11 protein-coding genes are annotated in these 12,866 nt (G+C 71.1%); 5 read left to right on the top strand and 6 right to left on the bottom strand.

Annotated features, from left to right (window positions below):
• Nucleotides 1-41: 41 nt before the first annotated feature.
• Nucleotides 42-323 carry an HPr family phosphocarrier protein gene (locus tag OO70_RS30135; protein ID WP_043677998.1) on the bottom strand — a complete coding sequence of 94 codons (282 nt, stop codon included), beginning with the start codon at nt 321-323 and terminating at the stop codon, nt 42-44.
• A 188-nt stretch (nt 324-511) separates the two neighbouring features.
• Here OO70_RS30135 and OO70_RS30140 point away from each other — a divergent pair, with 188 nt between their 5' ends.
• From OO70_RS30140 to OO70_RS30155, 4 genes are all read left to right on the top strand, one after another.
• The gene (locus OO70_RS30140; RefSeq protein WP_043678001.1) at nt 512-3,316 is read left to right on the top strand and encodes a bifunctional acetate--CoA ligase family protein/GNAT family N-acetyltransferase; all 2,805 of its coding nucleotides are present in this window, start codon (nt 512-514) and stop codon (nt 3,314-3,316) included.
• 90 nt (nt 3,317-3,406) lie between these two features.
• Nucleotides 3,407-4,003 (top strand): DUF5998 family protein, encoded by a 597-nt coding sequence (locus tag OO70_RS30145; protein WP_043678003.1) that lies wholly within the window; start codon nt 3,407-3,409, stop codon nt 4,001-4,003.
• Entirely contained in the window at nt 4,003-5,193 is a 1,191-nt protein-coding gene (locus tag OO70_RS30150; protein WP_043678006.1) for an alkaline phosphatase family protein, read from the top strand. Before OO70_RS30145 ends, OO70_RS30150 begins: the two co-directional genes overlap by 1 nt.
• Nucleotides 5,194-5,237: 44 nt before the next feature.
• Nucleotides 5,238-5,885, top strand: coding sequence for a thymidine kinase (locus OO70_RS30155; RefSeq protein WP_043678008.1), 648 nt, complete (start codon nt 5,238-5,240; stop codon nt 5,883-5,885).
• Nucleotides 5,886-5,897: 12 nt separating this feature from the next.
• On the opposite strand, the gene OO70_RS30160 is transcribed toward OO70_RS30155, so the two are convergent.
• Nucleotides 5,898-6,392, bottom strand: coding sequence for a DUF4352 domain-containing protein (locus OO70_RS30160; protein ID WP_043678011.1), 495 nt, complete (start codon nt 6,390-6,392; stop codon nt 5,898-5,900).
• A 73-nt stretch (nt 6,393-6,465) separates the two neighbouring features.
• The gene (locus tag OO70_RS30165) at nt 6,466-7,269 is read right to left on the bottom strand and encodes a VOC family protein (protein ID WP_043678013.1); all 804 of its coding nucleotides are present in this window, start codon (nt 7,267-7,269) and stop codon (nt 6,466-6,468) included.
• Between the two features lie 321 nt (nt 7,270-7,590).
• Here OO70_RS30165 and OO70_RS30170 point away from each other — a divergent pair, with 321 nt between their 5' ends.
• Complete coding sequence (locus OO70_RS30170) at nt 7,591-8,442, top strand: sulfurtransferase (RefSeq protein WP_043678015.1); 852 nt, start codon at nt 7,591-7,593, stop codon at nt 8,440-8,442.
• A gap of 79 nt (nt 8,443-8,521) precedes the next feature.
• Here the strand turns inward: OO70_RS30170 and sepH are convergent, their stop codons facing one another.
• The 3 genes from sepH to OO70_RS30185 all read right to left on the bottom strand — a co-directional run bounded on the left by sepH (nt 8,522) and on the right by OO70_RS30185 (nt 12,728).
• The gene (sepH, locus tag OO70_RS30175) at nt 8,522-9,550 is read right to left on the bottom strand and encodes a septation protein SepH (protein WP_043678017.1); all 1,029 of its coding nucleotides are present in this window, start codon (nt 9,548-9,550) and stop codon (nt 8,522-8,524) included.
• A 651-nt stretch (nt 9,551-10,201) separates the two neighbouring features.
• Nucleotides 10,202-11,521, bottom strand: a complete 1,320-nt coding sequence (locus OO70_RS30180) for a D-arabinono-1,4-lactone oxidase (protein ID WP_043678020.1) — start codon at nt 11,519-11,521, stop codon at nt 10,202-10,204.
• Nucleotides 11,481-12,728 carry an MFS transporter gene (locus OO70_RS30185; protein ID WP_043678022.1) on the bottom strand — a complete coding sequence of 416 codons (1,248 nt, stop codon included), beginning with the start codon at nt 12,726-12,728 and terminating at the stop codon, nt 11,481-11,483. The genes OO70_RS30180 and OO70_RS30185 overlap by 41 nt, the downstream gene beginning before the upstream one ends.
• Nucleotides 12,729-12,866 lie beyond the last annotated feature (138 nt).

The following is a 12,866-nucleotide window of genomic DNA, read 5'->3' on the forward strand; positions in this document are numbered from 1 at the left end:
TTTTTGGGCGAAAAGCGCCGCAATCCTCAATTGGGTGCTGCTCAGACCGTTTCGGGGAGTTCCTCGAGACCCTCCGCGACCAGCTTCGCCAGTCGGTCGAGGGCCGCGTCCGCGCCCTCGGCCTCGGAGGCGAGGACGATCTCCTCGCCGCCCTGGGCGCCCAGGCCCAGAACCGCGAGCATGGAGGCCGCGTTGACGGGGTTGCCGTCGGCCTTGGCGATCGTCACGGGGATACCTGCGGCCGTGGTGGCCCGGACGAAGATGGAGGCGGGGCGGGCGTGAAGGCCCTCCGCCCAGCCGACGTTGACGCGGCGCTCAGCCATGTGATGCTGCCCTTCAGAGTCTCAGGGTTGTCTAGACCAGTTTCCCACACGTGAAGCGAGCCCGGACCGGTCCCGTGGACCGTCCGGAGCGGGTGGTCGGACCGCGGCCTCGGCCCGTCTTCCCCATGCTGCTTTCTCCCACAGACTGCCTCGCGCCGTTGTCGGACGCGAGCCGTACGCTGGGGCCCATGCAGACCTCGTCGGACCGGCACGAGTACCCCGCCCACTGGGAAGCCGACGTGGTGCTGCGCGACGGGGGTACCGCGCGCATCAGGCCCATCACCGTCGACGACGCCGATCGCCTGGTCAGCTTCTACGAGCAGGTCTCCGACGAGTCGAAGTACTACCGCTTCTTCGCGCCGTATCCTCGCCTGTCCGCCAAGGATGTCCACCGCTTCACGCACCACGACTTTGTGGACCGGGTGGGACTCGCGGCCACCGTCGGCGGCGAGTTCATCGCCACCGTACGCTATGACCGCATTAGTGCCGACGGGCGTGCCGCCTCCGCCCCCGCCGACGAGGCCGAGGTCGCCTTCCTGGTGCAGGACGCGCACCAGGGCAGGGGTGTCGCCTCCGCCCTCCTGGAACACATCGCGGCCGTCGCCCGCGAGCGTGGCATCCGCCGCTTCGCCGCCGAGGTGCTGCCCGCCAACAACAAGATGATCAAGGTGTTCACGGACGTCGGCTACACCCAGAAGCGCAGCTTCGAGGACGGCGTCGTACACCTGGAGTTCGATCTCGAACCCACGGATCGTTCCGTCGCGGTGCAGCGCGCGCGGGAGCAGCGCGCCGAAGCACGGTCCGTACGACGGCTGTTGGGACCCGGCTCGGTCGCCGTCATCGGCGTGGGCCGCACCCCCGGAGGGGTGGGCCGCAGCGTTTTCGACAACATCAGGGACGCCGGGTTCACCGGCAGCCTGTACGCCGTGAACAAGGCCTTCCCCGAGGACCAGAAGGAACTCGACGGGGTGCCGGCGTACCGCTCGGTGCGCGACATCGAAGCGCCCGTCGACCTCGCGGTCGTCGCCGTCCCGGTCGAGCACGTCCCCGAAGTCGTCACCGAGTGCGGCGAACACGGGGTGCAGGGGCTCGTCGTGGTCACCGCCGGATACGCCGAGAGCGGGCCCGAGGGACGCGAGCGCCAGCGCGAACTCGTGCGGCACGCGCGTACGTACGGCATGCGGATCATCGGGCCGAACGCCTTCGGTGTCATCAACACCAACGCCGACGTACGGCTGAACGCATCGCTCGCTCCCGAGATGCCGCGCCCCGGACGCATCGGGCTGTTCGCGCAGTCCGGCGCCATCGGGATCGCCCTGCTGTCCCGGCTGCACCGGCGCGGGGGCGGGGTCACCGGAGTCACCGGCGTGTCCACGTTCGTGTCGTCCGGCAACCGCGCGGACGTGTCCGGCAACGACGTCCTTCAGTACTGGTACGACGATCCCGACACCGACGTCGCCCTCATGTACCTGGAGTCCATCGGCAACCCCCGCAAGTTCACCCGCCTCGCCCGGCGCACGGCGGCGGCGAAGCCGCTGGTCGTGGTCCAGGGCGCGGGATCCGCCCCCCAAGGGCACGAGGTACGCGCGACGCGGTTGCCGCACGCGACGGTGTCCGCGCTGCTCCGGCAGGCCGGCGTGATCCGCGTCGAGACGATCACCGAACTGGTCGACACGGGGCTGCTGCTCGCGCGCCAGCCGTTGCCCGGCGGGGCGCGGGTGGCGATCGTCGGGAACTCCGAGTCCCTGGGACTGCTGACGTACGACGCCTGCCTCTCCGAGGGGTTGCGGCCGCTGCCTCCGCTGGATCTGACCACTGCGGCAACAGCGGATGACTTCCATCGGGCGCTGTCGGAGGCGTTGGCCGACGAGGCGTGCGACGCGGTCGTGGTGACCGCGATACCCGCCGTGGGGGAGGGTCCGGCGGAGGACGCGGCGCTGGCGGAGGCATTGCGGTCGGCGGCCGAGGCGGTCCCCGGGAAGCCGGTGTTGGTGGTGCACGTGGAACTCGGGGGGCTCGCCGAGGCGTTGTCGGCGGCGATGAGCACGGCACCACAGGCCGTTTCGAAGCGGGGCGACGCCCCTCGCCCCGCGGAACGACCGTCCACCGCAGTGCAGGCATCCGAAGGCCGCGGCCTCATCCCCGCCTACCCCGCCGCCGAGCGTGCCGTCCGGGCCCTCGCCGAAGCCGTGAAGTACGCGCAGTGGCGGCGCGAGGCCGTCGACCCCGGCCGGGTGCCCGAGTTCGAGGACATCGACGAGAAGGGGTCCGCCGAGCTGATCGGCGGCCTGCTCGCGCGCGGGCAGGGGCTCACGCTCGGCGTCGACGAGACGTGCGAGCTGCTCGGGAAGTACGGCATCGACGTCCACCGCGCGCTGCCCGCGCCCACCCCCGAAGACGCCGCCGAGGCCGCCCGCACCCTCGGCTACCCGGTCGCCCTCAAGGCCACCGCCCCGCACCTGCGACACCGCGCCGACCTGGGCGGCGTACGGCTGGATCTCGCCGACGAGGAGCAACTGCGGCGGGCGTACGCCGAGTTGGGCGAGTTGTTCGGGACGCCACAGGAGCTGCGGCCGGTGGTGCAGCGGATGGCGCCGCGCGGGGTCGACACCGTCGTACGGGCCGTCATCGATCCGGCGGCCGGAGCCGTGCTGTCGTTCGGGCTCGCCGGAGCCGCCTCGCAGCTGCTCGGGGACACGGCGCACCGGCTGATTCCGGTCACGGACCGGGAGGCCGCCTCGCTGATCCGGTCGATCCGGACGGCGCCGCTCCTGTTCGGCTGGCGCGGTTCGACCCCCGTCGACACACCTGCCCTGGAGGAGCTGCTGCTGCGGGTGTCGCGACTGGTCGACGATCATCCCGAGGTCGTCGCCGTGACCCTGGAGCCGGTCGTCGTCGCCGCGCACGGCCTGAGCGTGCTCGGCGCCTCCGTCCGGCTGGCCCCGCCGCCCGTCCGCGACGACCTCGGCCCGAGGACGCTTCCCGTGTACTGATCCCGTGCACCGCGTGCTGGTCCCGGCTACTGAGACAGCCGGGACGAGACAGTCCTGAGCGGTGCCTCGCAGTCAGTGCGCCACCGTAGGATGGACGTCATGGCCAAGACCAGTACGACGACCCAGGGGCTGCGTGCGGCGATCGAGCGCAGCGGCTACTACCCGGCCCTCGTGGCCGAGGCGGTGGAGGCCGCCGTCGGCGGCGAGCCCATGCGGTCGTTCCTGGTCCACCAGGAGACCACGTTCGACCAGAACGAGGTGCGCCGGCACGTGACCGTGCTGGTCCTCACCGGCAACCGCTTCATCGTCAGCCACACCGACGAGCAGTCCGCCGACAGCACCTCCCCGACGCCGTACGCCACGACGTCCACGGAGTCCGTGAAGCTCGGCCGGATCTCGTCGGTGGTGCTCAGCCGCGTGGTCGCCAACCCTGAGTCGTACACGCCGGGCACGCTGCCCCGCGAGGTCGTGCTGACCATCGGCTGGGGCGCCGTCTCCCGGATCGACCTGGAGCCGGCCGCCTGCGGCGACCCCAACTGCGAGGCCGACCATGGCTACACGGGCAACTCGACGGCGGACGACCTGAGCCTGCGCGTCAGCGAGGCCGGGGACGGCCCGGAGACGGTGCAGCAGACCCTCGCCTTCGCACAGGCGCTCTCCGAGGCGACCGCGGACGTCACCCGCTGATGTCCCACCCCACCACCTGGGAACACCCCGAGCCCCTCGCCGTCGAGTCCGCACCCGTTCCGGAGTACGGCTCCGGCTCCCTCGCCGACCTGCTGCCCACGCTGGCCGCGGGCATGGGCGTACCGGGTACGACCGCCGCGATTCCGGAACTGACCGCGGCCGACCGCAACTGTGTCTTCCTGATCGACGGCCTCGGCTGGGAGCAGATCAAGGACCACGCCGACGAGGCGCCGTACCTGCACGCGCTCCTCGGCAGCTCACGCGGCGGCACGGGACGTCCGCTCACCGCCGGCTACCCGGCGACCACCGCGACCTCCCTCGCCTCCGTCGGCACCGGCCTGCCGCCCGGCGCCCATGGCCTGCCCGGCTACACCGTGCGCAACCCGGACACCGGCGCGCTGATGAACCAGCTGCGCTGGCAGCCGTGGACCGAGCCGAAGACCTGGCAGCCGTACCCCACGATCTTCCAACTGGCCCAGGACGCGGGCGTGCACGCCGCCCAGGTCTCCTCGCCGACCTTCCAGAACACCCCGCTGACGAAGGTCGCGCTCAGTGGCGGAACGTTCCACGGGCGGCTCACCGGCGAGGAGCGCATGGACCTCGCGGCCGAGCAACTGGCCGCCGGGGACCGCTCGTTGGTGTACACGTACTACGCCGAACTCGACGGCGCCGGGCATCGCCACGGCGTCGCCTCCGACACCTGGCGCGGTCAACTCATGTACGTCGACCGGCTCGTCCAGCGCCTCGCCGACCAACTGCCGCCGCGCAGCGCGCTGTACGTCACCGCCGACCACGGCATGATCGACGTGCCCTTCGACGAGGAGCACCGCATCGACTTCGACGCGGACTGGGAGCTGCGCGCCGGCGTCGCCCTGCTCGGCGGCGAGGGCCGCGCCCGGCACGTCTACGCGGTGCGGGGCGCCGAGAACGACGTGCTGACCTGCTGGCGCGAGGTGCTCGGCGAGCAGTTCTGGGTCGCCTCGCGGGACGAGGCGATCGCGGCGGGCTGGTTCGGGCCGCGCGTCGACGAGCGGGTCTACGACCGCCTCGGCGATGTGATCGCCGCCGCGCGGGACGACGTCCTGATCATCGCGTCCGAGCGGGAGCCGAAGGAGTCGGCGATGGTCGGCAACCACGGTTCGATGACCCCTGCCGAGCAGCTGGTGCCCCTGCTCGAAGTACGCTCCTGAAGTCCACCCTCTGCCCCTCTCCGCCGAAAGGTGCTCAACTCCCCATGCCCGAGCTGGTGTTCTTCTCCGGAACGATGGACTGCGGGAAGTCGACCCTGGCTCTGCAGATCGAGCACAACCGCTCGGCGCGCGGCCTGGCGGGGATGATCTTCACGCGCGACGACCGCGCCGGCGAGGGAAAGCTTTCCTCACGCCTCGGCCTGGTCACCGACGCGGTGGAGGTCGAGGACGAGCAGGACCTCTACGCATATGTCGTCGACCACCTCTCCCAGGGCGGTCGCGCGGACTACGTCATCGCCGACGAGGCACAGTTCCTGGCACCGGTGCAGATCGACCAACTCGCCCGCGTGGTCGACGACCTGGGCCTCGACGTCTACGCCTTCGGCATCACCACCGACTTCCGCTCCAAGCTCTTCCCCGGCTCCCAACGCCTGGTGGAACTCGCCGACCGGGTAGAGGTCCTCCAGGTCGAGGCCCTCTGCTGGTGCGGCGCCCGCGCCACCCACAACGCCCGCACGATAGGCGGCGAGATGGTCGTCGAGGGCGCCCAGGTCGTCGTGGGCGACGTCAACCAGGCGGAAGCCATCGGCTACGAGGTCCTGTGCCGCCGCCATCACCGGCGCCGGATGACGTCGGCGACGGCGCGGGCGGCGGCGCTGTCGCCGGATGTGCTGCCGATGACGTCGGCCTAGGCCTCACGGCACTCAGGGCACCCGCCACTCGCCGACGTCGTCGGCGAACCCGCTGTCCATGGAGAACTGGACGGTGACGACCCGGGAAGCGTTCGGCACCTCGAACGTGATGAAGCCTAGGGCCGCCTTTCCGGGGCCGATGGTGACGCTGCCGGGGAACGACGGACCGGCCGTGGAATCGTTGAACGATTCGGAGAACCGCTGCCCGCTCTTGTCGATCACGGTTGCGCCGTTGGACGGTGAGTCGTCGTAGACGGCCGTGCCCGTGTTCTTCAACCGGAACTGGACGGCCACCAGGTGGTCTCCCGCGCTCGGCTTGAGGAAGGAGTCCTTCGGATGCGCCGGTTCGACGACCTTGGTCACCGTCACGTCCAGAGCCTCGCCGGACTTGAAGCCGGTGAGATGCAGGGTGTCCCCGACCTTGGAGTCGGTGGTTCCCAAGGGCGCCAGAGCCAGCGCCGGAACTGCCAGCAGACAAGTCAACAGCGGTGCCGAACGACGGAGCATCGCTCCTCCAGGTGTGCGGAGCGGCTGATAACGCCATGATCCGCCCGCCCCGCACCGGAGGCGACCCGAAGGGCTACCGCGGCCCCTGGATCACCGAGAACATCGCGCCCTCGGGGTCCGCCACCGTCGCCACGCGGCCGTGGGGGCTGTCGTGGGACGGTTTGAGCGTGTGGCCGCCGAGGTCCGTGACGCGGCGCAGGGCCTCGTCCGTGTCGGTGACCTCGAAGTACGTCATCCAGTGCGGGCCCCGGTCGCGGGGCAGGCCGGTGCCGACGCCGTGGATGCCGGCGACCGGGTGGCCGTCCAGGTGCAGGGCGACGTAGTCGAAGTCGGCGGAGCCCACCGGCACTTCCTCGTAGCCGAACACCGCCTGGTAGAACTTGGCGACGCTCGCGGTCTCGAAGGTCAGCAGCTCGTTCCAGGCGGGTGTACCGGGGACGCCCGTGATGGTCGTACCGAGGTGTTCCGCTGCCTGCCAGATGCCGAACACCGCCCCCGACGGGTCGGAGCCGATCGCCAGGCGGCCGGCCTCGGCCGCGTCCAGGGGACCCACCCCGACCGTGCCGCCGCACATCCGTACCGTCTCGGCCGTCTGGTCCACGTCGTCCGAGGCGAGATACGGCGTCCAGGCGATGGGCAGATGCCGGTCCGGCGGCAACTGGCCGATGCCGGCCACCTCCTGCCCGTCGAGCAGGGCCCGCGCGTAGGGGCCGAGCTGATGCGGGCCGGGTTGGAACTCCCAACCGAACAGCTCTCCGTAGAACTCCTGAGTCGTGGTCATCCCGTGCACCATCAGACTCACCCAGCAGGGTGTGCCCTGCGTACGCCGAGCATGTGTGTCGCCGTTCAGGCCGGCCGACCCCCGTGCCTCGGTCATCGTCACCTTCTCCTCGGCCCCTCGCGGTGGCCGTGTCGCTTCCGCTCTGCGGATCCGCGTGCCGCAGCCGCGTGCACGCCCCGTGCCGATGCTCGCACTCCCTGTGGCGCACCGCGCCCCGGCCGCGCCGTCGACGGGCGGCTCACGTAGGGAGGATGGCCGGTCTGCGGGCACTCGTCCGTTTCCGGGCGATTGCCGTGGGGTGTCCATCGGTTGTACAGCATGTGTTCGATCCCGTACGCCTCGTGATCGAGACTGTCCGGCCGAGCAGAGTAGTCGGACCTGGACGCGGCGGCCACCCCTTGCGCAAGGATGGTGGCCATGAACGCCATCATCACCGCACCCGAACTGGCGAGCGACCTGGCCGGAACCAACCCGCCGGTACTGCTCGACGTCCGCTGGCAGCTCAGCGTCGCGAAGACCGCAGGTGAGCCGTCCTTCGACGGGCCCGCCGAGTACGCGGCCGGACACATCCCGAGCGCCGTCTACGTAGACCTCGACCAGGAACTCGCCTCGGCCCCGGGCGTCCACGGCCGCCATCCCCTCCCCGACACCGCGCGCTTCGGCGCCGCGATGCGCCGCGCGGGTGTGTCGACCGGCCGACCGGTCGTTGTGTACGACGGTGGCCAGGGCTGGGCGGCGGCCCGCGCATGGTGGCTGCTGCGCTGGACGGGTCACCCGGACGTGCGTGTGCTCGACGGCGGCCTTCCCTCGTGGGAGGGGTCCCTGGAGACGGACGCACCGACGCCGGCCGAGGGCGACTTCACGCCGGAACCGGGTGCCGTATCACTCCTGGACGCGGACGGCGCCGCCGCGCTGGCCCGCAGCGGGGTGCTGTTCGACGCGCGCGCGGGGGAGCGCTACCGGGGCGAGGTGGAGCCGATCGACCGGGTGGGCGGCCACATCCCGGGCGCGCTGTCCGCGCCGACCAACGAGAACGTGGGCACGGACGGCCGCTTCCTCCCGGCGGAGGAACTGGCCGCCCGCTTCAAGTCGTTGGGCGCTACGGAAGGCGCGGACGTCGGCGTGTACTGCGGCTCGGGCGTCTCGGGCGCCCACGAGGTACTGGCGCTGGCGGTCGCGGGCATCCCGGCCGCGCTGTACGTCGGTTCCTGGTCGGAGTGGTCCTCGGACCCGGAGCGACCGGTCGCAGTCGGCCCCGATCCTCAGTAGCGGCCGCTCCAGCAGCAGTCGTACGAGAGGGCCCGCAGCCTCACCGACTGCGGGCCCTCTCGTACGAGCAACTGTCCTGCTAGTCCTGCTTCTTCCTTCGCGTTCCGAAGACGATCTCGTCCCAGCTCGGAACTGCCGCTCTACGGCCCGGACGGACGCCGTCCGCTTCGGCCTGGCGGTCTGTCGAACCGATCAGGCGGTCGCGATGGGCACCGACGGAACGGGGCATGAGGACGTCCGCGTAGGCCGAACCGGCCGAGGCCGCGGGCGCCGGTGGCTCCTCCGCCTCCGGCTCTACGGCTGGCTCCTCCGGGGGGTCCGTGGGGCGCTCGGGGACCACCATGTCGCCGCGGAAGCTCGGTACCGCCTCCAGGAGGCTGGTCAGCGAGTCGCGCTCGCTCTCCTCGATCACCGGCTCGGGCGACGGCAGCGCGGGACGCTCCGGGCGCTCCAGGGCACGGTCCAGCGGGCGGTCGCGCGGCAGCCGGGCGATACGCGGGACGAACGGGAAGCTGGGCTCGGGTGTGGCGGCCAGGTCGTCGGACTCGCCGATCAGCGAGCGCGCCTCGTCGTCGACGGCCTGGACGAGCCGCCGGGGCGGGTCGTACGTCCAACTCGCCGAGTGCGGTTCGCCCGCGACCCGGTAGACCAGCAGGACCTCCCAGGTGCCGTCGTCGCGGCGCCAGGAGTCCCACTGGACGGTGTCCTTCTCGGCACCGCGCAGCGTCAGTCGCTCCTGGACGGCCTCGCCGAGCTGAGGGCCGGCGTTCTCACCGGGGCGGCGGACAGGGGTCTTCCGGGCCCGCTCGGCCATGAAGGCGCGCTCTGCGAGGACAGGGCCCTCGAAGCGGCGCACCCGGTCGACGGGGATGCCGGCGAGCTGAGCGACCTCCTCCGCGGAGGCGCCGGCACGTATACGTGCCTGGATGTCTCGGGGGCGGAGATGGCTCTCCACCTCGATCTCGATCTGGCCGAGGCGGGGACGGTCGCCGCGTACAGCGGCGCGCAGACGCTCGTCAATCGGAAGCGTGTACTCCGTGCTGTCCGCAGCCTTCAGCACCAGCCGTGTGCCGTCGTTAGAGACGGCCACGACACGCAGTTCGGGCATGGGGACCTCCCGGGTGGTGCCTGCCGACGTCACGTGCGTCGCTGCTTCCGCTAGTCGAGTGTGGCCTGCCCGGGTGCAGCCTGCCACAACCTTGCCGAGTTGCCCGGCGTGTCGGGCGCGGGCCCGGACTCGCCGTTATGGCACGGTTACCTATTCGCAACGCTAAGTGACAAACTACGTCACCCTGTGCAACTGGCCCCTTCTGGGCGGTCCAAAAGGCTGTGGACGCCCTGGCGGGAGGCCTGACCCAGGGCTCGCAACAGTACTCCATTTGGACCACGTGCGTGGATTGGCACGCCGCCCAACTTCTTGTGGTGGGCGGGACTTGGCGGCCTGGGGCGGGGTTCGGGTGATCTTGAAAGTGGCGCACTTCACGCAATAGCCCGAAACGGAACTATTGGTTTCGGCCGTACGTCCCTTTGTCGTACAGATAGTTGATCAGGTACGGGAAAGGCAGGCAAGGCACCGGAATGCGCGCAAGGCCCGATGTCACCAAGAAGCGGATCGATCTGAGCGCCCCTCAAGTCGCGGGCAGTGCGGTGGCGACGCCGGCGTCGTGAGCGCGACAGCAACCTCCCGCGCGCCCCGGCGAGTTCGACGACGAGCCGAGTCCGGCCGAGTCCCCGTCCGGCTCCCCGGGCAGCGCGTCGGCTACTGGCCCAGCACCCGCCGCAAGTAGTCGTTCTGGAACCGCCGATCAGGATCCAGCCGGTCCCGCAGCGCGGTGAACTCGCCGAAGCGCGGATAGACCCCGGCGAGGTACTCCGCGTCCCGGGTGTTCACCTTGCCCCAGTGCGGTCGGCCCTCGTGCGCGGTGAAGATGCGCTCGGCGGCGGTGAAGTACGCCTGGTAGGGCGTCCCCCGGTACATGTGCACCGCGATGTAGGCGCTGTCCCGGCCGGAGGCGGTGGACAGGGCGATGTCGTCCGCCGGGGCGGTGCGGACCTCGACCGGATAGCTGATTCTGAAGTCGGAACCGTCGACCATCGCCTTCAGCTCCCGCAGCGTGTCCACCAGGGCCGCGCGCGGGACGGCGTACTCCATCTCGACGAACCGCACCCGGCGGGGCGAGGTGAAGACCTTGTAGGGGATGTCCGTGTATGTGCGTGTGGACCAGGCGCGGGTGGAGATCCCCGCGATGGTCGGGATGCTCGCGGGCGCCGCGCGGCCGACCCAGTTGGCCACCTGCCAGAGGCCGTTGGCCACGAACTCGTCCTCGAACCAGCCCGCCATCGGCTTCACGGGCTGTGCCGGGCCCGCGCTGCGGTTGTTGCGCTTGGTGTTGGTGGAGGCCGTGTGCGGGAACCAGTAGAACTCGAAGTGCTCGTTCTCGGTCCAGAGTTCGTCGAAGCGTCCGGTGACCTCGTCGAAGGTCATCGGCTCCTCGCGGGCGGTGAGCAGGAAGACCGGCTCCACCGCGAAGGTGATCGCGGTGACGATCCCGAGGGCGCCGAGGCCGATGCGGGCGGCCGCGAAGACGTCCGGGTTCTCCTTCGCGGAGCAGGTGAGCACCGAGCCGTCGGCGGTGACCAGCTCGAGTCCCCTGATCTGGGCGGCGATCGAGGCCGACTCGCGGCCGCTGCCGTGGGTGCCGGTGCTGGTCGCGCCCGACACTGTCTGCTCCATGATGTCGCCCATGTTGGTGAGCGACAGACCCTCGCGCGCGAGGGCCATGTTGAGTCTCTTGAGCGGGGTGCCCGCCTCGACCGTGACCGTCATGGCATCGCGATCAATGTTGCGGATGCCGGTCAACAGTTGAGGGCGGATCAACACGCCGTCGGTGGCGGCGATCGACGTGAAGGAGTGCCCGGAGCCGACCGCCTTCACCGTCAGGCCGTCCTCGGCGGCCCGACGTACGGCCGCGGTCAGTTCCTCGACCGAGGCCGGCGTGACCTCCCGCGCGGGGCGGGCCGCGACCGTGCCGCCCCAGTTACGCCACGTGCCGTTCTTTGCGCTCGCGTTGGTGCTCAACAACGGTGCCTCCCCGACCCGTCGCCGGTCTGCTGAGCCGGCGGTACCCGAGGAAACCGACCGCGACCGCGACGGCCCCGGCGACGACCGGAACCCCGTACCCCGCACGCGCGCCGGCTGCGTCGATCACCCAGCCGGCGACGGAGGAGCCGAGCGCGACCCCGACCGCCAGGCCGGTGCTCACCCAGGTCATGCCCTCGGTGAGCTTCGCGCGAGGTACGTGCTCTTCTATGAGGGACATCGTCGTGATCATCGTGGGTGCGATGGACAGGCCCGCAAGGAACAGCGCCACGGCCAGAAGCGGCAAGTTTCCGACCAGTAGGAGGGGGATCATACTCACGGCCATCGCGCATATGCCCAGCAGCCATCGACGTTCGGGCGCTCCCCGGAAGCGCAGCAGCCCGAACACGACTCCCGCCGCGCAGGAACCCGCCGCGTACAGGGCGAGCACCACGCTGGCGGCGCCCTTGTGACCCCGCTCGTCGGCGAACGCGACGGTGACCACGTCGACCGCCCCGAAGATCGCCCCGGTCGCCACGAACGTGGCCACCAGCACCTGGAGACCGGCCGTCCGCAGCGCCGAGCCGCCGCCCTCGGCGCCCCGCACGCGCGGGTGCGGGGCGGGCTCGGTGGCGCGCTGGGCGGTCAGCCAGAAGACGCCGACCGCCAGGAAGCAGGCGGCCAGCAGGGGACCGGCCTCCGGGAACCACGCCGTGGACAGTCCGATGGAGATGATCGGCCCGAAGATGAAGCACACCTCGTCGACCACGGACTCCAGGGAGTACGCCGTGTGCAGCTGGGGGGTGCCCCGGTACACGGCCGCCCACCGCGCGCGGACCATCGCGCCCAGGCTCGGCACCGACCCGATCCCGGCGGCGCACACGAACAGCACCCAGTCCGGCCACGTGAAGCGGGCGGCCAGCAGCAGCCCGGCCGCGGCGGTCAGCGCGACGAGCGTCGCGGGACGCAGCACCCGCCGCTGCCCGTACTGGTCGACCCACCGCGAGATCCGGGGCCCGATCGCGGCGGCGGCCAGCGCGATGGTGGCCGACAGCGCGCCCGCGAGCCCGTAGCGCCCGTTGATCTGGGAGATCATCGTGACCACGCCGATGCCCATCATCGACAAGGGCATCCGGCCGAGGAACCCCGCGGCGGAGAAGCCCTTGGAGCCGGGGGCGGCGAACAGGGCGCGATAGGGGCTGGGCACGGGGGTCTCCGGTCGAAAAGGAGCAGGGCGGCTCGTTGAGGAGCGGTGGCGGCTCCGTAAGGTGCGAATGTGGCTGATACAGCTTACGAGCAGGTCGGCTTGAATGCACCCGTCCGCGATGCGCCCGGATCTCCACGC

Source organism: Streptomyces xylophagus (assembly GCF_000716435.1).
Lineage (GTDB): Bacteria > Actinomycetota > Actinomycetes > Streptomycetales > Streptomycetaceae > Streptomyces > Streptomyces xylophagus.